The sequence below is a fragment of the Bradyrhizobium genomosp. III genome, assembly GCF_000261705.1.
GTDB lineage: Bacteria > Pseudomonadota > Alphaproteobacteria > Rhizobiales > Xanthobacteraceae > Bradyrhizobium > Bradyrhizobium ottawaense.
Genome location: NZ_AJQF01000302.1, coordinates 37,096 through 61,618 on the forward strand (window position 1 = coordinate 37,096; position 24,523 = coordinate 61,618).

The 24,523-nt window shown below is 64.9% G+C and carries 21 protein-coding genes and 1 pseudogene; 10 read left to right on the plus strand and 12 right to left on the minus strand.

The genetic code is table 11. The features are described 5' to 3' along the window. Positions 1-8 precede the first annotated feature (8 nt). The 4 genes from ispG to IC66_RS0125155 all read left to right on the plus strand — a co-directional run bounded on the left by ispG (position 9) and on the right by IC66_RS0125155 (position 4,773). The gene (ispG, locus tag IC66_RS0125140) at positions 9-1,292 is read left to right on the plus strand and encodes a flavodoxin-dependent (E)-4-hydroxy-3-methylbut-2-enyl-diphosphate synthase (protein ID WP_028139631.1); all 1,284 of its coding nucleotides are present in this window, start codon (positions 9-11) and stop codon (positions 1,290-1,292) included. A 245-nt stretch (positions 1,293-1,537) separates the two neighbouring features. Further along, positions 1,538-2,434, plus strand: a complete 897-nt coding sequence (locus IC66_RS0125145) for a TauD/TfdA dioxygenase family protein (protein WP_038949501.1) — start codon at positions 1,538-1,540, stop codon at positions 2,432-2,434. A 182-nt stretch (positions 2,435-2,616) separates the two neighbouring features. Then, on the plus strand, positions 2,617-3,954 hold the full coding sequence (locus IC66_RS0125150) for a Rieske 2Fe-2S domain-containing protein (protein WP_028139632.1): 1,338 nt from the start codon (positions 2,617-2,619) through the stop codon (positions 3,952-3,954). A gap of 3 nt (positions 3,955-3,957) precedes the next feature. Continuing rightward, positions 3,958-4,773 (plus strand): N-acetylmuramoyl-L-alanine amidase, encoded by an 816-nt coding sequence (locus tag IC66_RS0125155; RefSeq protein ID WP_038949502.1) that lies wholly within the window; start codon positions 3,958-3,960, stop codon positions 4,771-4,773. 105 nt (positions 4,774-4,878) lie between these two features. Here IC66_RS0125155 and IC66_RS0125160 read toward each other — a convergent pair whose 3' ends face one another. The 3 genes from IC66_RS0125160 to IC66_RS0125170 all read right to left on the minus strand — a co-directional run bounded on the left by IC66_RS0125160 (position 4,879) and on the right by IC66_RS0125170 (position 7,998). Further along, entirely contained in the window at positions 4,879-6,486 is a 1,608-nt protein-coding gene (locus IC66_RS0125160; RefSeq protein WP_028139634.1) for a Na+/H+ antiporter, read from the minus strand. A 34-nt stretch (positions 6,487-6,520) separates the two neighbouring features. Next, positions 6,521-7,405, minus strand: coding sequence for a class A beta-lactamase (gene bla / locus IC66_RS0125165; protein WP_038949503.1), 885 nt, complete (start codon positions 7,403-7,405; stop codon positions 6,521-6,523). Positions 7,406-7,623: 218 nt separating this feature from the next. Then, on the minus strand, positions 7,624-7,998 hold the full coding sequence (locus IC66_RS0125170; RefSeq protein WP_038949504.1) for a nuclear transport factor 2 family protein: 375 nt from the start codon (positions 7,996-7,998) through the stop codon (positions 7,624-7,626). A 95-nt stretch (positions 7,999-8,093) separates the two neighbouring features. Between IC66_RS0125170 and IC66_RS0125175 the strand changes: the two genes are divergently transcribed. Next, the gene (locus IC66_RS0125175; RefSeq protein ID WP_038949505.1) at positions 8,094-8,522 is read left to right on the plus strand and encodes a GFA family protein; all 429 of its coding nucleotides are present in this window, start codon (positions 8,094-8,096) and stop codon (positions 8,520-8,522) included. A 183-nt stretch (positions 8,523-8,705) separates the two neighbouring features. After that, positions 8,706-10,520, plus strand: coding sequence for a caspase family protein (locus IC66_RS0125180; protein WP_038949506.1), 1,815 nt, complete (start codon positions 8,706-8,708; stop codon positions 10,518-10,520). 44 nt (positions 10,521-10,564) lie between these two features. On the opposite strand, the gene IC66_RS0125185 is transcribed toward IC66_RS0125180, so the two are convergent. Together IC66_RS0125185 and IC66_RS0125190 are read right to left on the minus strand one after the other, a co-directional pair. Further along, a complete protein-coding gene (locus IC66_RS0125185; RefSeq protein WP_038949507.1) occupies positions 10,565-11,257 on the minus strand; it encodes a DUF1345 domain-containing protein in 693 nt (230 codons plus the stop codon). A 9-nt stretch (positions 11,258-11,266) separates the two neighbouring features. Next, positions 11,267-12,190 carry a polyprenyl synthetase family protein gene (locus IC66_RS0125190; RefSeq protein WP_038949508.1) on the minus strand — a complete coding sequence of 308 codons (924 nt, stop codon included), beginning with the start codon at positions 12,188-12,190 and terminating at the stop codon, positions 11,267-11,269. Between the two features lie 161 nt (positions 12,191-12,351). Between IC66_RS0125190 and mtgA the strand changes: the two genes are divergently transcribed. The 3 genes from mtgA (at position 12,352) to IC66_RS0125205 (ending at position 14,174) form a co-directional block, all read left to right on the plus strand. Beyond that, positions 12,352-13,026: a monofunctional biosynthetic peptidoglycan transglycosylase gene (mtgA, locus tag IC66_RS0125195; protein WP_038949509.1), complete on the plus strand. Its 675-nt coding sequence runs from the start codon at positions 12,352-12,354 to the stop codon at positions 13,024-13,026. Between the two features lie 168 nt (positions 13,027-13,194). After that, positions 13,195-13,377 (plus strand): 50S ribosomal protein L32, encoded by a 183-nt coding sequence (gene rpmF, locus IC66_RS0125200; RefSeq protein WP_007598106.1) that lies wholly within the window; start codon positions 13,195-13,197, stop codon positions 13,375-13,377. A 143-nt stretch (positions 13,378-13,520) separates the two neighbouring features. Next, positions 13,521-14,174 carry a hypothetical protein gene (locus IC66_RS0125205; RefSeq protein ID WP_038949510.1) on the plus strand — a complete coding sequence of 218 codons (654 nt, stop codon included), beginning with the start codon at positions 13,521-13,523 and terminating at the stop codon, positions 14,172-14,174. Positions 14,175-14,180: 6 nt separating this feature from the next. Here IC66_RS0125205 and IC66_RS0125210 read toward each other — a convergent pair whose 3' ends face one another. Further along, the gene (locus IC66_RS0125210; protein WP_028139643.1) at positions 14,181-14,441 is read right to left on the minus strand and encodes a hypothetical protein; all 261 of its coding nucleotides are present in this window, start codon (positions 14,439-14,441) and stop codon (positions 14,181-14,183) included. A 222-nt stretch (positions 14,442-14,663) separates the two neighbouring features. Here IC66_RS0125210 and IC66_RS0125215 point away from each other — a divergent pair, with 222 nt between their 5' ends. Next, positions 14,664-16,358, plus strand: a complete 1,695-nt coding sequence (locus tag IC66_RS0125215) for a putative bifunctional diguanylate cyclase/phosphodiesterase (protein WP_028139644.1) — start codon at positions 14,664-14,666, stop codon at positions 16,356-16,358. A gap of 104 nt (positions 16,359-16,462) precedes the next feature. Here IC66_RS0125215 and IC66_RS0125220 read toward each other — a convergent pair whose 3' ends face one another. From IC66_RS0125220 to IC66_RS0125245, 6 genes and pseudogenes are all read right to left on the minus strand, one after another. Continuing rightward, positions 16,463-17,971: a tripartite tricarboxylate transporter permease gene (locus IC66_RS0125220; protein WP_028139645.1), complete on the minus strand. Its 1,509-nt coding sequence runs from the start codon at positions 17,969-17,971 to the stop codon at positions 16,463-16,465. A gap of 4 nt (positions 17,972-17,975) precedes the next feature. After that, the gene (locus tag IC66_RS0125225) at positions 17,976-18,461 is read right to left on the minus strand and encodes a tripartite tricarboxylate transporter TctB family protein (RefSeq protein WP_028139646.1); all 486 of its coding nucleotides are present in this window, start codon (positions 18,459-18,461) and stop codon (positions 17,976-17,978) included. A 156-nt stretch (positions 18,462-18,617) separates the two neighbouring features. After that, positions 18,618-19,595 (minus strand): tripartite tricarboxylate transporter substrate binding protein, encoded by a 978-nt coding sequence (locus IC66_RS0125230; protein ID WP_028139647.1) that lies wholly within the window; start codon positions 19,593-19,595, stop codon positions 18,618-18,620. A 208-nt stretch (positions 19,596-19,803) separates the two neighbouring features. After that, the gene (locus IC66_RS0125235) at positions 19,804-22,671 is read right to left on the minus strand and encodes a PAS-domain containing protein (RefSeq protein ID WP_038949511.1); all 2,868 of its coding nucleotides are present in this window, start codon (positions 22,669-22,671) and stop codon (positions 19,804-19,806) included. 350 nt (positions 22,672-23,021) lie between these two features. Continuing rightward, complete coding sequence (locus IC66_RS0125240; RefSeq protein ID WP_038949512.1) at positions 23,022-23,897, minus strand: hypothetical protein; 876 nt, start codon at positions 23,895-23,897, stop codon at positions 23,022-23,024. Between the two features lie 117 nt (positions 23,898-24,014). Next, positions 24,015-24,523: pseudogene (locus tag IC66_RS0125245) on the minus strand (amino acid--[acyl-carrier-protein] ligase); the annotation flags it as partial.

Genomic DNA, 24,523 nt, shown 5'->3' on the forward strand with positions numbered 1-24,523 from the left:
TGGACCCCATGAACAAGCCCGAAACCACCATCGATTCCGACATCGCGGGGCCAGCGCCGCGCCATCACACCACCCAGGTCAAGGTCGGCGACGTCGCCGTCGGCGGCGGTGCGCCGATCGTCGTGCAGTCGATGACCAACACCGACACCGCCGACATCGACGGTACCATTGCCCAGGTCGCGGCGCTCGCGCGCGCCGGCTCCGAAATGGTCCGCATCACCGTGGACCGGGAGGAAGCCGCGGCCGCCGTGCCGCACATTCGCGACGGCCTCGCCAAGCGCGGCATCACCACGCCGTTGATCGGCGACTTCCACTATATCGGCCACAAGCTGCTCGCGGCCTATCCGGCCTGCGCCGAGGCGCTCGCCAAGTACCGCATCAATCCCGGCAATGTCGGCTTCAAGGACAAGCGCGACACCCAGTTCGCCGACATCATCGAGATCGCCAACAAGAACAGCAAGCCGGTGCGCATCGGCGCCAATTGGGGCTCGCTCGATCAGGAGCTGCTGACCAAGCTGATGGACGAGAACGCCGCCTCGGCCAATCCGCGCGACGTGCGCGCGGTGACGCGCGAAGCCATGGTGCAGTCCGCGCTGCTCTCGGCCGCGCGCGCCGAAGAGCTCGGCATGCCCAAGAACCGCATCATCCTCTCCGCAAAGGTCTCGGCGGTGCAGGATCTGATCGCGGTCTATCAGGACCTCGCCAGCCGCTCCGATTATGCCATCCATCTCGGCCTCACCGAAGCCGGCATGGGCTCGAAGGGCATCGTGGCGTCCTCGGCCGCGCTCGGCATCCTCTTGCAGCAGGGCATCGGCGACACCATCCGCATCTCGCTGACGCCGGAGCCCGGCGGCGATCGCACCCGCGAGGTGCAGGTCGGCCAGGAGCTGCTGCAGACCATGGGCTTCCGCACCTTCGTGCCGCTGGTCGCGGCGTGCCCCGGCTGCGGCCGCACCACCTCGACCACGTTCCAGGAACTGGCGCGCTCGATCCAGGATTTCATCCGCGACGAGATGCCGACCTGGAAGACGAAATATCCCGGCGTCGAAGAACTCAACGTCGCGGTGATGGGCTGCATCGTCAACGGCCCCGGCGAATCCAAGCACGCGAATATCGGCATCTCGCTGCCGGGCACCGGCGAAGCGCCCGCCGCGCCGGTTTTCGTCGACGGCAAGAAGTTCCGCACCCTGCGCGGGCCGACCATCTCCGCCGACTTCAAGGCGCTGGTGATCGACTACATCGAGCAGCGTTACGGCCAGGGCGCCAAGGTGCCGGTGACCGCGGCGGAGTGATTTCACTCCGCTAGCGCTCCACACTCCGCTGTCGTCCCTGCGAAAGCAGGGACCCATAACCACAGGGAGTGGTTTGGCGAAGACTCGGAGTTACCAATTTCGCGTCAAACCCCTCCCTGTGGCTATGGGTCCCGGATCTGCGCTTGCGCTTGTCCGGGACGACGAACTGAGTGTGCGGTGCAGATTGCACATCCCTCACCGCGCGCTACGATGGCTCCCAATCAAGAATGATCGGGAGACACGCCATGAGCTCACTCGCCGGCAAGCAGGGCCCGCGCTATCGCCACACGGCCGATGACGGCGCGCCCTATGAGACCATCGCGGTCGAGAAGCTCACCCCCATCATCGGCGCGGAAATATCGGGCGTGGACATCGGCAGGCTCGTCTCCGACGACGCGCGCTCCAACCAGCAGATGGACGAGATCCACCGCGCGCTCGCCGAAAACCTCGTCATCTTCTTCCGTGACCAGCAAATCACGCCGAAGCAGCATCTCGCCTTCGGCCGCAAGTTCGGCGAGCTGCATTTCCATCCCGCCGCGCCGCATGAGGACGAAGACCCGGCGCTGATGAAGATCTACGCCGACAAGAACTCGCCGCGCGCCAACGGCGAGGGCTGGCACTCCGACGTGTCCTGCGATCTCGAACCGCCGATGGGTTCGATCCTCTACATCAAGCAGTGCCCGCCGCGCGGCGGCGACACGCTGTTCGCCAACATGTACGCCGCCTATGAGGCGCTGTCCGACCGCATGAAGGCCTATCTCGATGGCCTCACCGCGCTGCATGACGGCGAGCCGATCTATCGCGGGCTCTATGCGAACTATGGCGTCGCCGACCGTCCGTCCTATCCGAGCGCCGAGCATCCCGTTGTGCGGACGCATCCCGTCACGGCCAAGAAGGCGCTTTACGTCAACCGCGGCTTCACCCGCCACATCAACGGTATCCCGCGGGACGAGAGCGACGCGATGCTCGCCTATCTCTACCAGCACGCCGAGAACCCGCTGTTCCAGTGCCGCTTCCGCTGGACCGAGAACGCCATCGCCTTCTGGGACAACCGCTGCACCCAGCACCGCGCGATGTGGGACTACTGGCCCCACACGCGCTCGGGTACGCGGGTGACGGTGAAGGGGGAGCGGCCGGTTTAAGGAGACGGTGCCGTAGGGTGGGCAAAGCGAAGCGTGCCCACCATCTCGCCGCACACGTGACAGGATGGTGGGCACGGCGCGCGAAGAGCGCGCCTTTGCCCACCCTACGAGAGCCCGTTCTTGCGTTGACGTCCTCCCGTGTCCGCGCCAATCTTCCTAAAAACAAATCGGGAGGATCTTCCATGCTTCGCGCAGAGGACAATAAATTCCTGACCGAGGCCGGCCCCGGAACGGGCATGGGCGAATTGCTGCGCCGCTTCTGGATTCCCGTCTTGCTGTCAGAAGAGCTTCCCGAGCCCGATGGCGAGCCGAAGAAGATCGTCGTCCTCGGCGAGGAACTGCTCGCCTTCCGCGACACGCGCGGCGTCGTCGGTGTCATCGACCAGTATTGCCCGCATCGCGGCGCCAATCTCTGGCTCGGGCGCAACGAAGAGTGCGGCATCCGCTGCGTCTATCACGGCTGGAAATTCGACACCGACGGCCGCTGCCTGGACATGCCGACCTCCTACCCCGACCTCAACGCCAAGGACCTGATCCGCATCAAATCCTATCCGGTGCGTGAATGGGGCGAGATGGTCTGGGCCTATATGGGGCCGCTCGAGGCCACACCCGAATTGCCTGATCTCGAAATGGCACTGCTGCCGGCCTCGCACCGCTACGTCAGCAAGAAATGGCAGGACTGCAACTGGGTGCAGGCGCTGGAAGGCTCGATCGACACTGCGCATTTCACCTTTGCCCATCTCTCCTTCGACAAGGAGGAGAACGAGATCCTGGACATCAAGAAGCACTTTGTGAATCCGATCGCGCGGATGGCGAGCGATCACATGCGCTGGATCGCGGAAGACCCGCGTCCGGTGATCAAGATCAGCCCGCACGACGCCGGACTGACCATTGCCGGCGGCCGGCTCACCGGCGGCGACAGCATCTACTGGCGCATTGCGCAATTCCTGATGCCGTTCCACGCCTACGCGCCGAGCGCGATGCCGGGCGAGAGCATTTTTGGCCAGACCTTCGTGCCTGTCACCGACACCAATTGCTGGATCTACACCTATGCCTGGAATCCGGAGCGCCCCCTGACGCAAGCAGAGCGCGACGCCTACGACCGCGGCAACGGCGTGATCGCGGAGGTCGACGACCATTACGTGCCGCTGCGCCATAAGGGGAACGACTATCTGATTGACCGCAAGCTCCAGAAGACCCGGAGCTACACCGGCATCAAGGGTGTCTCCGAGCAGGACGCCGCCGTGCAGGACAGCCAAGGGCCGATCGCCGACCGGACCCGCGAGCATCTCGGGCCGACCGATCTCGGCATCATGCATTTTCGCAAGACCGTGATGGATCTGGCGCGGGCGCTGCAGCAGGGTGAGCCGCCTCCGCAGGCGGCGCATCAGGATCGCTATGCGGTGCGCTCGGGCGCCTGCGTCACCAGCAAGTCGAAGGATCTGCCCGCGGTCATGCTCGAACGATTCGGCGATGTCGCGGGCTTCGTCGGCCGGCCACGCATCGCGGCAGCGGAGTAGGATTTGTCGTCAGGGCGGGACATCGTCGCAATTCTCCTGGTGTCGCTGGTCGCGCTATTGCTTCCATCGATCGATGCGGGTCTGGCCGCCCCGGCCCGAAAGGTCGCGAAAGCGAGGCCCAGGCCTTCGCCCGCGCCAGCCAAATGTGAGATGCCGAAATTCCGGATCGTCGTGGATGTCGGGCATACGCCGGACTCCTACGGCGCACTGAGCGCGCGCAACGATCCGGAGTTCGGCTTCAACTTCCGTCTCGCAAGACTCATCACGGCGAAACTCAAGTCCGAAGGCTTTGCCGCAACACGCCTGCTCGTCACGGACGGCAAGGCTCGGCCCAGCCTGTTCAAACGTGTCGGCAGCGCCAATGGGTCGCGCGCCGATCTTTTCCTGTCGATCCATCACGATTCGGTGCCGGACAAGCTGCTCGAGACCTGGGAATTCGATGGCGCGAAGAGCTATTTCAGCGATCGCTTTTCGGGCCACTCGCTGTTCGTGTCGCAGCAGAATTCGCACTTCGCCACCAGCCTGGTGCTGGCCCGGATGATCGGCAGACAGTTGAAGGAGCAAGGCCTGCACTATGCCAGCCAATACACTTTGCCGCTGATGGGCCGTTACCGGCGCCAGTTGCTCGACAAGGATTTCGGCGTCTACCGCTATGACGGGCTCGTCGTCCTCTCGCGGACCAGCAGTGCCGCAGTGCTGCTCGAGGCCGGCTCCATCATCAACCGCGACGAGGAAATGGCGATGAACGCACCCGAGCGGCATGAGACGATTGCGGCGGCCGTGGCGTCGGCCATAGTGGAGTTTTGCGCGAGGCGGTAGTTGCTCCCGCCGTCATTGCGAGCGCAGCGAAGCAATCCAGAGTCTTTCCGTGGAGGCAGTCTGGATTGCTTCGTCGCAACGGCTCCTCGCAATGACTGGCCGCGCCTACAGCGGCGTCCGCCGATACTCCCGGTTCGCCAGGCTGGCTTCCTCCAGATCCAGATCGCGCTCGATCCGCCGCCGCGTCTCGTCGGTGATCTGGCCGTCGCGCAGGAGATCGTGGATGAATTTTCGTTCGGCGGCGATCAGGTCGCGGGTCAGCGCGGTGCCGGCGGCGGAGACGTCGTGGTGGGTGGGATCGAGTGAATCAGGCAGCTGGTTGACACGGATGTCGTGGCGGGCGCGCAGCAGCCGCATGACCTCGTCGGAAACGTCCTTCTGCTCGGTGAGCGCGTCGAGTGATTTCAGTGCTGCATCGAGCGCCTGGCGGCGTGCGGCGATCTCGGCCTCGTGCTCGGCGGCATGCTCGTTGCGGCCGGCCTCGGCGACGCCGAGCCACCGCACTACTGGTGGCAGCGTCAGCCCGACGCCGATCAGTGTGACGAAGATGACGCCGAAGGCCACGAACAGGATCAGGTCGCGATACGGAAATGCATCGCCATCAGGCAGCGTGAACGGCAGTGCCAGCGCGGCCGCCAGCGACACCGCGCCGCGCACGCCGGTGAAGGCGAGCACGAACGGCCATTGCCAGGGCGGCGACGGATCGCGCTCGCGCAACGATCTGCTGAGCATCCGCGGCAGATAGGTTGCGGGATAGAGCCAGGCGAAGCGCGCGACGACGACGATCACGAGGACCACGGCAGTCGCGATCAGGATGTCGTCGAGCGGGAACGCCTTCGATTTCTCGTAGAGCGCGCGCATCTGGAATCCGGTGAGCAGGAACAGCACGCCCTCGATCAGGTAGATCACGAGGTCCCAGAAGAAGATGCCCTGCAGGCGCGTTGCCGACGAGATCAGCAGCGGGCCGTTCCAGCTCACATAGAGACCGCAGGCCACCGTCGCGATCACCCCGGAGCCGCCGATATGCTCGGGCAGCCAGTAGGACACGTAGGGGGTGATCAGCGACAGCGTCAGCTCGACCTGCGGATCCCCGGACCATTTGCGGAAGCGAAGGGAGAGCCAGCCGACGCCGATGCCGAAGGCGATCTCGCTGGCGACGATGAGGAGGAATTCGCCGGCGGCGAGCGGCAGCGAGAAATGCCCGACCATGATGGCGGCCAGCGCGAAGCGGTAGAGGATCAGCGCTGTGGCATCATTGGCAAGCCCCTCACCCTCGAGGATGACCAGGAGCCGCCGCGGCATGTTGAGCCGGCGCGCGATCGCGAGCGGCGCCACCACGTCGGGCGGCGCGACGATGGCGCCGAGCAGGAAGCCGATGGTCCAGGGCAGGCCGATCATATAGTGCGTGGCGGCCGCCACCATCGCTGCGGTGAAGATCACGGCTCCGACCGCGAGCAGCACGATGGGACGCAAATTGTTCTTGAACTCACGCCAGCTCATGGCAACGCTCGCCGAGTAGATCAGCGGCGGCAGCACCATCAGCAGCACCAATTCCGGCGGCAATTCCACCGGGGGCATGCCCGGCACGAAGGCGAGGCCGACGCCCGCCAGCATCAGCAGGATGGCGGGGGCGACGTTGAAGCGGCGTGCGGCCAGCGCCACGCCGGCCAGTACGGCGAGCAGGATGAGAAAGGTCTGAAACTTCGCTTCCATGATGGTCTGTCTTGACCCGGAAGCGGCTGCAACGTCAATGCGCGTGGCTTACGCCGAGCCGCTCGGCCACCATCCGCCCGATGCGTGCAAAGGCGGCTTCGATCTGCGCCGCATTCGGTGTGCCGCCCTGGGTATAGGCCGCGATCAGGATCGGCGTCCCGGGCTTATTGTCGAACTTGGGCCAGACCACCGCGATATCGCCCGAGGCGTCCTTGCCGTTGTTGCCGGTCTTGTCGCCGATGGTCCAGCCCGCGGGCAGGCCGCCGCGCAACCGGTTCGCGCCGGTCTTGCAGTTCACCATCCAGTCGGTGAGCAGGGCACGCGAGGCCGGCGACAGCGCCTCGCCCACCACCAGGCGCCGCAAATTTCCCGCCATCGCTGCCGGCGTCGTGGTGTCGTGGGGATCGCCCGGCGGCGAGCGGTTGAGCTCGGGTTCGTTGTGGTCGAGCCGGGAGGTGGTATCGCCGAGCGATCGCCAGAAGGCGGTGAGGGTGGCGGGGCCGCCGATCCGCGCCAGCAGCAGATTTGCGCAGGTATTGTCGCTGAGCTCGACGATCGCCTTGCACATGTCGCTGACCGACATCGCGCCGGCCGCAAGATTCTGTTTGGCGGCCGGCGCGTAGTCCAAGAGGTCAGGCTTGCCGTAAGCGATCATGGCCGCAAGCTGCTCCTCGCCGCGGTCGACCCGGGCCAGCACGCAAGCCGCAAGCGAGGCCTTGAAGGTCGAGCACATGACGAAGCGCTCGTCGGCGCGCCATGCGAGTTTTTTTCCGGTCGCAAGGTTCTCTGCATAGACCCCGATCCGTCCACCGCTGTCGCGCTCATAGGTTTCGAGCTCAGGCAGGGCCTCAGCGGCCAACGCGGGAGAGGCGGCGATCCAGCACAGCGAGGCGAGCAGGGAACGACGATCGAGATGCATGGGGAGCTTTCGGGAGAAGAGATGGAAGAGATTACGCACGCTTCATCCGCGCCGTCATTGCAAGCGCAGCGAAGCAATCCAGAATCCCTCCGCGGAGAGATTCTGGATTGCTTCGTCGCAAGAGCTCCTCGCAATGACGCGGCGAGAGTTATGCTTGCAATGATGCAGAATGGAGGGCGAGCGCGTCCGAATTCAGGCAGCGGAACGTCAGGCCCTCCTCATTCCCTCAGGTCATACCGATACGACTTCGACACGATCTGCCAGCCGTCGGCGAGCTTCATCGCCACCAGATAATCGGTGAAGAAGCGCGGAGGCAGCTGGCAACGGACCTTGATGAAGGCGGTCTTGTCGTCCGAACGGTCGATCGTGACGATGAAATCCTCGCGCGGCTTGCCTTCGGCCTTGGCGGAGGCGCGCTTGCGGACGCGGTCGAGCCAGTCGGGCACGGTCAGGACCTGAAGCTCGCCCTTCTCGACCCAGCGCAAGTCAGCGGAGGGATGGAAAATGGTGCCGAGCTTCTCGGCGTCACCCTCGTAAAGCCCGTCGAAATAGGATTGCACGACGGCTTCGATACTCGAACGGTTCTGGCTCATGGGTCATCCTTTTGCATGATGGCTTGGGCGGAACTTAGTCGTACACTTCGAAATGCGCTATGGGTGTCTCTCGCTAATCGCGCGAGGGTGTTGGAATGACCGGATCAGAAACTTCGAACGCTCGTATGCTGATCGGCGAATGCTACTGCCGCGCCGTGCGCTTTGAGGTGGCCGATGCGTTCTCCTATGCGATGAACTGCCACTGCTCGAACTGCCGTCGCACCACCGGCTCCGCCTTCAAGCCGTTCGCCGGCATCGCGCAGGACAAGCTCCGCATTGTCCGGGGAGGGGATCAGCGGATGATTTTCGGCGACGACACTACCCATGACGCCCATTGTGGGCGATGCGGCTCGCTGCTTTATTCCCGGGTACGGGAAGGACAATGGGTCCATGTCGCCATGGGAACCCTCGTTGATGCCCCCTCGATCCGGCCAAGCGCCCACATTTTCGTAGCCTCCAAGGCGCCTTGGCACGAGATTACGGACAATCTGCCGCAATATCGGGGGCATATTGGCGATGGCTAGGGGAGTTCGGTCTGCCCGCCGGTTTGGCAGCGAACCCCGACCGCGCTGGCGCGACAAACAAAGGGGGTCCTTGGGGCTGTCGCCGGCCCGGCCTTGGTGACCTCCATCACAAGCGCCGGCACCGGATCCTGCTAAAGCGGTCCCAAGGGGGACCGAAACGTCCCGAACTTCGGAAGTCGTGTCATGCGCAACCTGCTCAGACTCTGCCCGCTTCTCCTCGCCGCCGTGCTGCTGTCCGGCACGGCCCCCGCTTTTGCCGGCAATCGCGTCGCGCTGGTGATTGCCAATTCGGCCTATCAGCACGCGCCGTCGCTCACCAATCCCGTCAATGACGGTGCGGTGATGGCGAAGACGCTGAAGGAGGCCGGTTTCAACAGCGTCGATTTCCGGCACGATCTATCGGCCCTCGATACGCGGCGCGTGCTGCGCGATTTTGCCGATGCGACCCGCAATGCCGACATCGCCGTGGTTTACTATGCCGGCCACGGCATCGAGGTCGAGGGCTCGAATTATCTGATCCCCGTCGACGCCAAGCTCGAGCGCGACACCGACGTCTACGACGAGGCGCTCTCGCTCGACCGCGTCCTGGTCGCCGTCGAACCGGCAAAACAGCTTCGGCTGGTGATCCTGGATGCCTGCCGCGACAATCCGTTCGGCAAGACCATGAAGCGCACGGTGGCCGCGCGCGGTATCGGCCGGGGGCTTGCCCAGGTCGAGCCGACCAGCCCCAACACGCTGATCGCCTATTCGGCGAAGGCCGGCTTCACCGCCCAGGACGGCGACGGGGCCAACAGTCCCTTTACGGTCGCGCTGTCGAAGCATCTGACGACGCCGGGCCTCGACGTCCGCCGCGCCTTCGGCTTCGTGCGCGACGACGTGCTCAAGTCGACCGGTAACAAACAGGAGCCGTTCGTCTACGGCTCGCTCGGTGGTGAGGACGTGCCGCTGGTTCCGGTCAAGGTGACGGCCGCAGCAACAGTTGCGCCTGCACCGAACCCGCAGGCCGACATCCGCCGCGATTACGAGCTCGCGCTCCAGGTCGGTAACAAGGCGGCGTGGGCCGCCTTCCTCGCCCAGCATCCCGATGGCTTCTATGCCAGCCTCGCCAAGCTTCAGGTCGAGAAGATTGGTGCCGAGCAGGCCCATGCGGCTGCCACCGAGAAGGCGAAACAGGCCGAGGCGGAACGTGATCGTCTCGCCGCGCTTGGCGCGCAGAAGGATGCACAGGCCAAGGCCGCGGCCGATGCGAAGGTCGCCGAGCAGGCGCAGCTCGCCGCGCAGAAGGCCAAGGAGCAGGCGCAGCAGCAGGCAGCTGCCGCCGAGCAGCAGCGCGTCAATCTCGCCGCTGCGGCCCCGAGCGCGGCGCCGGCCAGCACGGCGAGCCCCGCCGGCACCAACGTTGCCTCCCTGACACCGGCGACCGCGCCGGCCGATCTCAGCCGTTCGGTGCAGACCGAGCTCGGCCGCGTCGGCTGCTTCTCGGGCACTGCCGACGGCAATTGGAGCACGTCCTCGCAGCGCTCGCTGTCGCAGTTCAACCGCTATGCCGGCACCAAGCTCGACGTGAAGGTGGCGAGCACGGATGCACTGGATGCGGTCAAGGCCAAGCCGTCACGCGTCTGCCCGGTGGTCTGCGACCACGGCTTCAAGGCCGATGGCGACAAGTGCACGAAGATCGTCTGCCGTGAGGGCTATGCGGTCAACGACGACAATGAGTGCGAGAAGAAGCGCGCCGCCAAGCCGGCCAAGCCTGCAACGGCGAAGCGCGACGACGGTGATGAACGTCCCGCCCGGCAGCGTCCTCAGGCCGGCGGCGCGGCGGGCGGCTATGGTGCCGCGGCCGGCATTGCTGCCGCTGCCGGCGCCGGTCGCGCCGCAGGTGGCGGGCAAGTCATCTGCAATAGCACTGGCTGCCGTCCGGTCAGCCGCGGTTGCCACCTCGAATATCGCGGCGGCGGCGGTCCCGGCAACGATGCCAATGCCGAAGTGTGTCGTTAGGGTGTGCATGATCCAGATCGTCGTCCCGAAAGGCCGGGACGACGTCAGGTCGCAATCGCGCTCGCCGCGATGTTGACCGTCAGTGCCAGCAAGGCCGTGTTGTAGATGAACGACACGATCCCGTGCGCCGCGGCCGTGCGGCGGATCGTCTTGTCGGTGATGCCAACGTCGGAGACCTGCGCGGTCATGCCGATCACGAACGAGAAATAGACGAAGTCCCAGTAGTCGGCGTGGTCTTCCTTGTCGCCGCTCGGAAACTGAAGGCCGCCCGGCTTGGCGTTCCGATAATAATCATGCGCGTAATGCAGCGCGAAGGTCGTGTGCACGGCGGCCCATGACAGCGCGATGGTGCTGATGGCGATGGTCAGCTCCAATACGCCCCGATGCGATGTGCCGAGCTCCGAGACGATCGCGGCGATGCTGGCGAAGGCGCCGATCGCCGTCACCAGCAGGATCACGAAACGGCCGTCGTCCTGCATCGCGGCGGCGCGCCGGATGTGCTGGTGGTCGTTGCAAAGCATCATTGCGTAGACCAGCACGAGATAGACCGCGATCAGCGCATCCCAGCCGAACAGGAGCCGTGTCACCAGCCGGTGTGAGCCCGGCAAGAGCAGACAGACCAGGACGCCAGCCGCGAGCGCGATGAATGTCCGCGGCCGCGCATAGAGCAGCCGCATCGGCCGCGACATCTGGCGGAAGCGGGCGAGGACGGGGTCTTCTTTGCCCTCGGCCGCCATCGATGCGTGTCAGCTCTTCCGCTCGGCGACGAAGCGCGCAGCGGCCTGCAGCACGGCGGCGCGATCGCCGAAGATCGAGACCGCGCTGTCGGCCCGCGCGAGCAGGTCGCGCACGCGCTGCTTGGCGCCTTCGATGCCGAGCTGGGTGACGAAGGTGGTCTTGCCGAGTGCGGCGTCGGCGCCGGCCGGCTTGCCGAGGGCCGCCGCATCGCCTTCGACGTCGAGCAGATCGTCGGCGATCTGGAAGGCTTCGCCGAGCGCGCGGCCGTAATCGTCGAGCGCCTGATATTCTTTCTGCGAGGCCTGGCCGAGGATCGCGCCGGCGATGCAGCCGTAACGCAAGAGCGCGCCGGTCTTCATCTGCTGAATGCGGGCGACATCGATCGGCTCGTTGCCGCCAAAGCGGCCTTCGCCGGCGAGGTCGAGGATCTGGCCGCCGACCATGCCGCCGATGCCGGCGCAGCGCGCCAGCGCGCGCGTCAGCAGCAGCCGCACGTTGGCGTCGCGATGGATCTCGTCGCGGGTGACGATGTCAAAGGCGAGCGTCAACAGACCGTCGCCGGCGAGGATCGCGGTCGCATCATCGGTCTTCTTGTGCAGGGTCGGGCGGCCGCGGCGCAGGTCGGAATTGTCCATCGCCGGCAGATCGTCGTGGATCAGCGAATAGCAGTGGATGCATTCGAGCGCGGCGCCGACGAGCAACGCGGCTTCACGGGGAATACCGAACACAGCCGCGCTCTCGACCACCAGGAACGGGCGCAGACGCTTGCCGCCGTTCAGGCTCGAATAGCGCATTGCGTCCATCAGTCGCTTGGGCCGGGCGATCTCATCGTGCAGGATGTCGTCCGACAACAGGCGCCCGAGCAGGGCCTCGGTGTCATCAGCGGTCTTGTCCAGACGCTTGGCGAAATCGGACGGGGACGTGCCGGTCATCAAGAAGGGCTCCAGAACTAAAATTCGGCGGGACAATCCTTTATGCGCCCGCCCCAGTCAATCGTTTGGAAGGCCTAAAAAGTGCTGGAAAAGGCCCGGATTATCACAGACTTAATGGGGAGAGCCGTGGCCGCGTTTCGTTCCGTGCCGGAAAGGTCGATTTGCGCATCGTCAAAATCCTGCTGGTAGCGCTCGCGGTCGTCATTCTCGCGCCCTATGTGATCGCGCCGTTCTACCGCACCGGCCATCCGGTTTCGACGCTGATGGCGTGGCGCTCGCTTCGCGGCGCGCCGATGCAGCGGGAATGGATCGATCTGGCGGCGATGTCGCCCTCGCTGCCGCGATCGGTGGTTGCAGCCGAGGATGCCCATTTCTGCAAGCATCACGGCATCGATTGGGGCGCGCTGCGCGAGGCAATCGACGACGCGCAGGAGGATGGTACGCCGTTCCGGGGCGCCTCCACGATCACCCAGCAGGTCGCGAAGAATTTGTTCCTCTGGCAGGGCCGGGATTTCGTCCGCAAGGCGCTCGAATTCCCGCTGGCGCTCTGGATCGATCTCGTCCTGCCCAAGCCGCGGATCCTGGAGATTTACCTCAACATCGCCGAACTCGGCCCGCAGGGCCAGTTCGGGGTGGGGGCGGCCAGCGCCTATGCCTTCGGCAAATCGGCCGGCGCCCTCTCCCCGCGCGAGGCGGCCCTTCTGGCCTCGATCCTGCCGAATCCGGTCAAACGCAGCGCTAAAACCCCCGGTCCGGGCGTCCGGCGGCTGGCCGGGACCTATGTGGCAAGGGCGCAGGCCTCTTCGCTTACGACCTGCTGGCGGGAAAATCGCTGATTTTGGGCCCTTTCCGGGCGTATTTTCCGGCCCAAAAGCCTAGCTTTGCGGCCAGCCTTCCTCTATAAGCGCGGCCTTGATCGGCATTCAGCTCGCCTCGGATTGCGGGTGCTGAGCCGTCCCTCGCGGACGATGCCCTGATAACACCAATCCCTAGAGGATATTGAAATGGCCGTTCCGAGAAGAAAAACCTCGCCGTCGCGCCGTGGCATGCGCCGCTCGGCAGACGCCATCAAGAAGCCGACCTATGTGGAAGACAAGGACTCTGGCGAGCTCCGTCGTCCGCACCATCTCGACCTCAAGACCGGCATGTACAAGGGCCGTCAGGTCCTGAAGAAGAAAGAGTCCTGAGTTAAGGACCTTTCTCCAGGCAGGATAATCGGGCCTGCCTGATTTCGGCCAACCCATGAGATATGACAGTGACGGCGGCGGAGCTAATGCTTCGCCGCCGCATTGTCCTGTCTGGATATCTTGATCGAGAAGGCATTTCGCCGATGGTCGGTTTCCCGCTGCTTCTGATTCCGCTCGCGGTCTACAACATCATCGCCTTCCTGATGCCGAGCGTGTCCTTCACGGATGTGCTGTTCAAGGTGCCGATGGTGTCAGGCGAGACCTGGCCGGTCACGCTCGCCGACGTGATGCTGGCGCTCGGTATCGTGCTGCTGCTGCTCGAAGTTATTAAGGGCGCGCGGCCCGGCTCGAAATTCCTGATGGATCATCTGCTGTCACTGATCCTGTTCGGTGCGGCCGCTGCCGAATTCGTGATGTGGCCCAAATTCGGCAACTCGACCTATTTCCTGCTGGTGCTGCTCGCGATGGCCGATTTCCTCGGCGGCATTGCCCAGCGCACGCGCCGCCGCGTCACCTATGTCGCCGAGACAACGGTGCCGGCGCCACGCAAGGCCAAGCGCCAGGTGGAAGCTCCGGCGGGGGATGCCGCGGCCGAGCCCAAGTTCGAGCCGGTGACCGCGCCGATCGCAGCACCGGCGGCACCGCCCGCGCCCTCGGCACAGTCGGTCGCCGAATCCGTGTTGATGGATCCTCCCGCACCGAAGCCGGTGCAGAGCACGCCATCGCCGGAAGTCCCCTCGCCGCATTTGCAGCCGGGCGACGGCACGTCTCCGTCCCCCGACACGCCGCCGCGCTGATCGATCTCAAGCCACCTGCCGCGTGCGCGCGCTGACGCTTTGCAGCGGGCGCTTGCTGCCATAGGCCGTCTGCGCATCTTCGGAAGAGGCGCGGCGCAGCCTGCTTGCCTGGGGCAGATGTTCGGCATTGGCGATCAGCTGGGCGACGAAGCTCGGATCGGGACGCGGCAACGGCGTCTTGTGGACCCATTGCAAAACCGGCAGTAGCGGCACCAGGGCCGTGCCCGTGCCGTTATCCGCCGCGTCCGTTCGATCGGTACTCAACATCGCTATCACCGTTGATCCGGCAGAGCCTGTCGCGTTTCGGGACGCTGGCGCCGGGTGCGTGTCAGTACTCGCAAGGCCTATGCCGGACGGGCCGGTTTGGTTCCCCCGGCGTGTAGAAACGTGGTTTCCAAATTGTTTATCAACTTTGCCTAGGGTTGGGGACGAATCTGGCTCTATCCTGTGTCAGCTCAGGACTTTCCCCTGTCCCGAAACGAGGCGATTTTGATCCCCGCATTACCGCAAGCCTCCGACATCCTGGCCGCCCTCGGCCAGGCCGTGTTTGCCTGGGACATCGGCAGTGATGCGATCGTCTGGGGTGACCAGGTCGCCAGCGTCTTTCCCGGCATTCCCGCCGAGCGGCTGGCGACGGGCGCCGAATTCGCCAAGCTGATCGAGCCCGCGCCATCGCTGCGGACCGCGGCGCTGGCACAAGCCTACGCCGTGCATGGTGCCGACGGCACGCCCTACCGGGTCGAGTACGGCGTGCGCATGAGCGCCGCCGATCCCGTGATCTGGATCGAGGAGACCGGCCGCTGGTTCGCCGGCCCCGACGGCCGCCCGGTGCGCGCGATCGGCTCGGTCCGAATCAACAATGAGCGCCACGCCCGCGACGAGGAGCTGACCAAGCTGGCCCGGCTCGATCCGCTGACCGGCGAGCTCAACCGCTCTCATCTGATTGCCGCGCTGGCCGAGGCGATCGAGGAGACGACCCGCTTCCGCTCGACCGCGGCCTTCATGCTGGTCGGCATCGACCATCTCGCCCGCGTCAACGACGCCTTCGGCTTCGACGTCGCCGACGCCGTGATCCTCGACGTCGCCAAGCGCATCCGCTCCCGCCTGCGCGGCGGCGACGTGCTCGGCCGCTTTTCCGGCAACAAGTTCGGCCTGATCCTGAAGAACTGCACCGTCGACGACATGAATGTCGCCGCCGAGCGTTTCCTTGCCGGCATCCGCGACGAGGTGGTGCCGACCAAATCCGGTCCGGTCTCGGTCACCGCCTCGATCGGCGCGGTCAGCGTACCGCGCTATGCCCGCAACACCGACGAGGCCGTCAACCGCGCCCATGAGACGCTGGATGCCGCCAAGCGCCGCCGCGTCGGCTCGTTCGCGGTATGGCGTCCGGATGCCACACGCGATGCGCAGCGCCGCGTCAACATCCGCGTCACCGACGAAATCGTCACCGCACTGAACGAGCGCCGCATCAAGCTCGCCTATGAGCCGGTGGTGTCGGCCGGCTCGCGCGAGCGCGCTTTCCATGAATGCCTGGTGCGGATGGACCAGGGCGACGGCCAGGTGCTGCTCGCGCCCGACATTGTGCCGGTCGCCGAACGGCTCGGCCTGATCCGCCTGGTCGATCACCGCGTGCTCGAGCTCGTGGTGGCCGAGCTCGCCGCCGCGCCCGACATCTGCCTCAGCCTCAACATCTCGCCGGATACGACCATGGATCCGGACTGGTGGGCGGGAATCGAATCGCTGATGCAGGCCCATCCCGGCGTTGCCGAGCGGCTGATCGTCGAGATCACCGAGACGGTCGCGATCCAGGACATCGATGACGTCCGTGCCTTCGTTGGCCGCCTCAAGCATTTCGGCAGCCGCATCGCAATCGACGATTTCGGCGCCGGCTACACCTCATTCCGAAACTTGCGCAAGCTCGGCGTGGATATCGTCAAGATCGACGGCGCGTTCGTGCAGAACATCACCCATTCCGCCGACGATCGCGCCTTCGTGCAGACCCTGATCGATCTCGCCCGCCGCCTCGACATCAAGACGGTGGCCGAATGGGTGCAGGACGAGGAGGCCGCCAACATGCTGCGCGACTGGGGCTGCGACTACATCCAGGGCAGGTTGATCGGGCTGGCATCAGCGGAACGCCCGTGGGGCGCCCCGCCGGATAACGCGCTGCCTGCAGCGAGCTGAGATCTCGTAGGGTGGGCAAAGGCGCACTTGCGCCGTGCCCACCATCTCTCCAACAATTCGGCGCGAATGGTGGGCACGCTTCGCTTTTCCCACCCTACGAAAGGTCACGCCCCCTCATCCAGCGCCACCAGCTCGCGCTTCTTGCGCAGCGACGGCAATAGTGGCGCGATCAGCAGCACCAGGGCAAACACGAGACACACCCCCGAGATCGGCCGCTGCACGAAGGTCCAGAGGTCGCCCTGCGACAGGATCAGCGACTTGCGCAGATTGTTCTCCATCATCGGCCCCAGCACGAAGGCCAGCACCAGCGGTGCCGGCTCGTAGCCGAGCTTGCGCATGAAATAGCCGATGATGCCGAACGCGATCATCACATAGACGTCGAACACGTTGTTGCTGGAGCAGTAGACGCCCAGGATCGTGAACAGGATGATCAGGGGGAACAGGATGTTGTAGGGCAGCTTGAGCAGTTGCACCCACATGCCGATCATCGGCAGGTTCAGGATCAGCAGCATGACGTTGCCGATATACATGCTGGCGACGATGCCCCAGAACAGGCCCGGGTTCTGCGTGATCAGCAGCGGACCCGGCTGCAGGCCGTGAATGACGAACGCGCCGAGCAGCAGCGCCATCACCACATTCGGCGGAATGCCGAGCGTCATCAGCGGAATGAAGGCGCCGCCCGCCGCGGCGTTGTTCGCCGATTCCGGCCCGGCGACGCCTTCGATCGCGCCATGGCCGAAACGCTCGGGCGTCTTCGATAGCCGCTTCTCCAGCGCGTAGGAGGCAAAGGACGCCACGACCGCGCCGCCGCCCGGCAGGATGCCGAGGAAGAAGCCGAGGATGGTGCCGCGGCCGACCGGACCTGCACTCGCCTTCCAGTCCTCCCTGGTGGGCAGCAGATGGGTGATCCTGGTGTTGATGATGTCGCGCTTGATCGCCTGCTCGGTGTTGAGCAGTACCTCGGCAACGCCGAACAGGCCCATCACGACAGGCACGAGCCCGATGCCGTCGATCAGCTCCATGCGGCCGAAGGTCAGACGCGGCTGTGCCGTGATGCTGTCGAGCCCGATCAGTCCGAGCACGACGCCGATGCACGCCATCAGCAATGCCTTCGGCATCGAACCCTGGGTGAGGAAGGTGAGCACCACGAGGCCGAGCACCATCAGGCTGAAATATTCGGCCGGGCCGAACGCGATGGCGACGCTGGCAAGCTTCGGCGCGACCAGCATCAAGGCGATCAGCGCGAATGTGCCGGCAATGAAGGAGCCGAAGGCGGAAATGCCGAGCGCAGGGCCAGCGCGTCCCTGCTTCGCCATCTGGTGGCCGTCGATGCAGGTGACGACGGAAGCTGCTTCGCCGGGGATGTTGACCAGGATCGAGGTGGTCGAGCCGCCATACATCGAGCCGTAATAGATGCCAGCCATCATGATGATGCCGGATTCCGGCGTGCCCGACAGCGTCACGGGCAGCAGGAGCGACATCGCCGAGATCGGCCCGATGCCCGGCAGCACGCCGACCAGCGTGCCGATGAAGACACCGATGAAGCAGTAGAGCAGGTTGACCGGCAGCAGCGCGACGCCGAAGCCATGGGCGACGTTGACAATCGTATCCATAGGGTCAGCCGATCCCGAACAGGCCCGAGGGCAGCTGGATCAACAGCAGCCGCTTGAGCACCCACCACATGCCTGATGGCACCAGCACGGCGATCGGGATCGCCAGCGTCCAGCGAACGGGATCAATCAGCCGCAACAGCAGCAGCACCAACGGGATCGACGACAGCAGGAAGCCGAGTGGTTCCAGCGCAATGGAGAATGCCACGAGACAGCCAATCAACAGGAGCGGCTTGCTCCAGCGCACATTCTCCCAGCGCGAGGCCAATGTCGGTGCACCCTCGGTGACCGCCGAGACGATGATGGCGCCTGCGAACACGCACATCAGGATGCCCGTGTAGAACAGCACGTAGCCGGAGCCGGGGTCGTTGATGGTGCCGAGCTTGAGCTTCATACCGGACCAGATCACGAAGCCGCCGAGCCCAAGCCCGATCAGCCCGCCCCAGAGCTCGGAGTTGCTGAGGCGGAGTTTGACGTTGGTTTGACTGTTCATCGGCGCTCTCTCGGCCGTTCCCCGGACGCTGCGCAGCGCGAAGCGGTGCGCTGCAGAGCCGGGGCCCATAGGCCCGTGGCAAAGGTGGGTTCCGGCTCTGCGATGCACTGCTGAAGAAGCGTTGCACCGCGTCCGGGACACGGAACTGGCTCAGCCCTACTTCTTCGCGAGCCCGAGGGTCTCGATCACCTTGCGCTCGGACTCCGTGACCTCGACCACGAACTTCTTGTAGTCCTCGGTGTTCTTGTAGTTCGGCACCATGTCGTATTTGGCAAGCGTAGCCACGACCGCCGGATCCTCGACCGCCTTCTTGAAGGCATCGTGCAGCTTGGCGACGATCTTTGGATCCATGCCTTTCGGGCCGGCGATGCCGAAGGGGGAATCATAGACCATGGGATAGCCGAGCTCCTTCAGCGTCGGCGCGTCGGGATAGTTCGGCGAGCGTGCGCCGGTCCACACCATCAGCAGCCGCAACTTGCCGGCGTCGACCAGCGGCCGCCATCCCGTGGAGTCCGCCTGAAGCATCGTGTGCTGCCCCAGCACCGCGGCATTGGTCTCCGCGCCGCCCTTGAAAGGGACTTGCGTCAACTTGATGCCGGACATCGCGGCGATCTGCTCCATGCCGATATGCAGCGAGGTGCCGGCGCCCGGCGTGGCATAGGTCACCTTGCCCGGATTCGCCTTGGCGAACTCCACGACGTCCTTCCAGCTCTTGAACTGCGACTCCGCGCTGGTGGTCACGCCGAAGGTGTAGCCGGTGAGATGGATGATGTAGGTGAAGTCCTTTGCCGGATCCCACGACACTTCCTGCATCAAGGGCAGGCGGAACACGGTGATCGGAATCTGCGAGATGGTGTAGCCGTCCGGCTTCGCGGCCGCCGCCATGGTCGCCGGGCCCACCGTGCCGCCGCCGCCGGCCTTGTTGTCGATCACGATCGGCTGCCCCAGCACCTTCGAGGCGCTGTCGGCGATGGCGCGCATGGAGATATCGGTCGATCCGCCGGCCGGCCATGGCACGATCAGCGTGATCGGCTTGCTGGGATAGTCCTGCGCGCTGGCGGCAGTCGAGAGCAATGCGCCCATAACAGCATGCATCGCGGCAAATGCGATCGTCTTCAGCCCGTATCGCGGCATTGAAACTCCTCCCCTCGCGGCGGCCTCTTTGCGGGCCGCCGTTTCTCGTTCTTGCGAGGCGATTGTTCCTGAAATCGACGGAGAAGAAAAGCGCATTGCGCGGATCGCGGGTGCCGGGCGGTGCGGCAATCCCGGTCGAGGCGGCACGTGCGACAATTCGTCGTTTTTTCGTGTGCCGAGAGACGGAATTTGAGGGAGCAGAAAGCCGCTACGCCACGCGCCGGACCGAACTCAGCGTCTCTATGGCGCGGCCGACCTCCGATGCCGGGCACGGCCTGCCGAAATAATAGCCCTGCACGGCGGTGCAGCCGCATTCGCGGACGAAGTCGAGTTGCTCCTCGGTCTCCACACCCTCCGCGGTCGTCTCGACGCCGAGCACGGAGCCGAGGCTTGCGATGGTGCGGACGATGGCAACGCTCTCCGGGCTTTCGCCGAGCGTACCGACGAAGGAGCGATCGATCTTGATGCGGTCGAATGGAAATTTGCGCAAATAGCTCAGCGAGGAATAGCCGACGCCGAAATCGTCGAGGCTGACGCGCACCCCTAGCGCGCGAAGCTGGTGCAGGATCTCGATCGTCGCCTCGCTGTCGTCGAGCAGCGCCGTTTCGGTGACCTCGAGCTCGAGCCGTTGCGGCGGCAGGCCGGCTTCGGCAAGTGCGCTCGTGACCATCGCCACCAACCCACGCGAGCGGAACTGCACCGGCGACAGATTTACCGCGACGGTGACATCGGGCCAGGATGCGGCAGTCGCACAAGCGCTGCGCAGCACCCATTCGCCGATCGGAACGATCAGCCCGGTCTCTTCAGCGATCGGAATGAACTCGGCCGGCGAGACGAAGCCGCGCGAGGGATGTTTCCAGCGCAGCAGCGCCTCGAACCCGGTGAGCTCGGATGAATCCAGCCGCACCTGCGGCTGGAACACCAGATGGAATTCACGCGCCTCGAGCGCGCCGCGCAGATCGTGCTCCAGCGCGTGCCGACTGCGCGCCTCTTCCTCCATCTCGGGCTCAAACAGCTGATAGGCGCCACGCCCCTTGGCCTTGGCCTGGTACAGCGCGAGATCGGCGCATTTCATCAGCTCGTCGGCATCGAGCCCGTGGTCGGGCGCGATCGCGATGCCGACGGAGACGCCGACATGGATCGACTGGCTTTCCAGCGGCGGCGGATGACCGATGACCTCGACCAGGCGCCGGGCCAGCTTTTCCGCCGATTGCGGTTGCGGTCCGCGCTGGAGCACGGCGAACTCGTCGCCGCCGAGCCGGGCGACGGTATCGTGCTCGCCGACATTCTCCTTCAGCCGCGCCGCGACCCAGCGCAACAGCCGGTCGCCGGCGGCGTGGCCGAGGCGGTCGTTGACGGTCTTGAAATTGTCGAGGTCGAAGCACAGCACGGCCATGGCGCCGCCGGCGATCGCGACCTGGTTCAGTCCCTCGCCCATCTTCTCGCGGAACAGCATGCGGTTGGGCAGGTCGGTCAACGAATCGTGCCGCGCCATGTGCGCGACGCGCGCCTGGGCCTTGTGGCGCTCGGTGACGTCCTCGTAGGTGACGACCCAGCCGCCATGCTCCATCCGCTTGTGATTGAGCTTGATGATGCGGCCGTCGCTCAAATGGCGGTGCAGCGTATGCTCGCCCTCGCGTAGCCGCTCGACGTAATCGGCATAGAGCCGCGCGGCTGTGGTGTTCTGATGGATGCCGAGCTCGCAGCTATGCTCCATGATCTCGCGCATCGAGACGCCGGGCTTCACGACATCAGGCGACAGGCCGTACATCTCGATGTAGCGGCGATTGCACACGATGACGCGCAGGCTCGCATCGAGCATGCACAGGCCCTGGCTCATGTTGTTCAGCGCCGCGTCGAAGCGGCGATACTGCTCGCTCAGCTCCTCGATCGCGTGCTCGCGTTCGGTGATGTCCTCATAAGTGGCGACGAAGCCGCCCTGGGCCAGAGCGCAGTACCTGACCGAAATCACGGTGTTGTTCGACATCCGTCGGCGCATCGGAGAGGCGTCGTGATTGGCGATCCTCGCACTGGCGGCTTCCAGCAGCTGTTGCGGGCTGTATTCGGAAGAGAACGCGCCGTTCGCCATCGAGCGCTCGATCAACTCGGCGAGATGCGTGCCGGGCCTGGTCTCTTGCGGCGACAGCAGGTAGATCTTGCGGTAGGTGGTGTTGCAGACGCGGAGGCGCATGTCGCTGTCGTAGAAGGCGAGCCCATGCGCCATATTTTCCAGCGCCGCGTCGAGGATGAAGTTCTGCTGCCGCAGCGTTTCCTCGTATTGCAGCCGCTCCGTGACGTCCTCATGCACGGTCACCCAGCCGCCGTCGGGCAGGAAGCGCGAGACCGCCTGCACCATGCGTCCGTCATGGCGCATCATCAGCAGGGATTTCGCCTTTCTGGCCCGCACGTCCTCCAACCTGGAGTTCTGGAAATCGTCGGCCGCCATGCCCGGCAAATTGCCGCGTGACATCCAATGGTCGATCACCGTGCTATGCGGGACCCCTGGCTTCACGATCTCGGGGTCGAGATTGTAGAGGTTCAGGAAGCGTTCGTTGCAGACGACGACACGGCTGTCGGCATCGTACATGATGAGGCCGTGGGACATGTTGGAGAGAGCGTGCTGGCTGCGCTCCGTCTGCACGCGCAATTCCGCCTCGAGCCGGGCGAGGCGGGTGACATCGTCGCAGATCGTCATCCAGCCGCCGCCGGGAAGCGGCTTCAGCTCGAGCGACATGACGAGGCCGGTCGCAAGCTGCTGCTCGGTCCGGAACGGCTTTCCCCCCGCGATCTGCTCCACGCGCCTGGTGTAGAGCGTCTCGATCTCGCTCACCGGAAAGTTGCCGAGCGAGGCGCTGTGAGCGAGCACGTCGCGATAGCTCGTGCCGATCCGCACGATCTCGGCCGACATGTTGAACAGGCTCAAATAGCGCTGGTTGACGAGCACGATCCGGTTGTCGGCATCGTAGACGCAGACACCCTGTTCCATGTGGTCGAGCGCAAGCTGGCTCAGCGCGACCAGGGCCTCCGGGCCTTGCTCGCGGCGTGCACCAAGCTCGTTATCGCGGGTCGAAATCATGGGTTGGCGGGGTCTCGGCGGGCACTAGACTTAACGCAACCTAATTCAGCCATCGAGGGTAGCGAAGAGGCCGGAAAATTCCCTTAAGCGCAGTAGTTTACGGAGGATGACTGGCGAGGGAGAGCGCGTCGGAAATGCGGAGGTGCGCTCGAGAGTTGGCCGGGAGGGAGCGTCAAATGAAGTGTCGTCCCTGCGAAAGCAGGGACCCATAACCACAAGAAAGGTTTGACGGAGATTGGAAGTGAAGGGGCCTTCCCGTGGTACCAGCATTGCGGCTTAGGGACAGATCACGCGGTATGGGTCCCTGCGTTCGCAGGGACGACAGCGGTGGTCTGGTCCGACAGCCTTCCCTACGGCCCGTACAATACCAGTTCCGTATCGGTGAGATCGCCGAGCTGCGGCCGGTGCGGGCCCTTGAAGTATTTGCGACCGCGCCGCTCGGTATAAATACCGACAAGGCCGGGAATCGGGCCATTGGAATCGATCGCCACCGCGATCTTGCCGAGCCGAAGCAGCAGCCGGCCGATGCGGCCTGCGCAGGCGGCGTATTCCGCGGCGTTCCGGCAATAGATCAGCTTCATCGCCGGGGGCGCGATGAAGCCGCGGCGGATGCGCACCGGTTGCAGGATGAAGGGGAATGTTCCCTTCGGTGTGCGGCAGACGAGGCTGAGGCAATTGTAGCGCGCATGCCGCGTCAGAAGCTCGGTCTCGGCTTCGGAAAGCCCCTCGATCGTCTTGGCGTGAGGCGAGATGACCTCGATCTCGCTCCAGCGCGGGGGGCGCGCCAGGGCAGGCACCGAAAAGAATATGCCGCGGCAGTAGGCGCGAAAGCCCTGCGTCTCGATGATCGGCCAGGTCCACGGCGCCGGGCTGATGTTGAAATAGGTCACGTCCTTGTGCCGCTGCGCGATCTTGGTCAGCAGTGGGGCATAGTTGCGGTAGGCCGGATCGACATACCAGCTCGATAGATTGCACTGGATGGCGGTCTCTTCGCCGCTCTTCCGCGCCGTGTAGATCAGCAGCAGCACGCCGACCGGCGTGCCGTCACTCTCGAGGATGTAGCCGAAGCGCGGATAGCCCTCCGGGACAGACCGGAAGGCCTGCCGGCGCAGACCCTGAATCCAATAGTTCCGCGAGCGGCCGACGAAGCCGCGCGTCAGCAGGTCCGCGACCGCTTCGGCGTCGGACTCGGTGATCTCGCGGCATCGCACCTTGGTGTGAATCACGCTCGTCTTACCCGTGGAAATGGCAGGCCTCGTTTCGTCTATTGTTTCAGCATGATCTTTTCGGAAGACCGCTTCGCACTTCTTGCTGACGCGGTCCCTCGGATCTGGATCATGCTGCTAGCGCCAGCCTTCGACATGGGCGTCGGCCGTGACCCGCGGCTGCAGGCCCAGGACGTCCCGCACCTTGGCGGGCCAGGCGGAAAGGTCGGTGCCGTGGGTGTGGAACATGGCGACAGCCAGCCGGTCCATGCCGAAGGCGACGCAGCCGGTGTGGGCCGGCTCGCCGCCGGCATCCTGGATTCCCCAGGTCGTGCCGAAATGCTCGCGGTGATAGTTGAAGCTCATGCAGGCGGTCGGCTGCTCGTCCGAGCGCAGCGGAATGAGCAGCTCGAACTTGAGCTGCTGCTGTTTCTGGCTCACCGCCTTCATCTGGCCGACGCGACCGAAGAAAGGATCGCTGGCATAGTCGACACGGAAGGTGAGGCCGAGGTCGGTCGCGATCGCCTGCGCGCGCACCATCCAGCGCTCACGGAAATCGGCGACGTCATCGGGGCTGCCGATGCAGACATATTCGCGCATCCGGAACGATTGCAGCCGGTCGAGATGCTTCGACGGCTCCCGGCGGG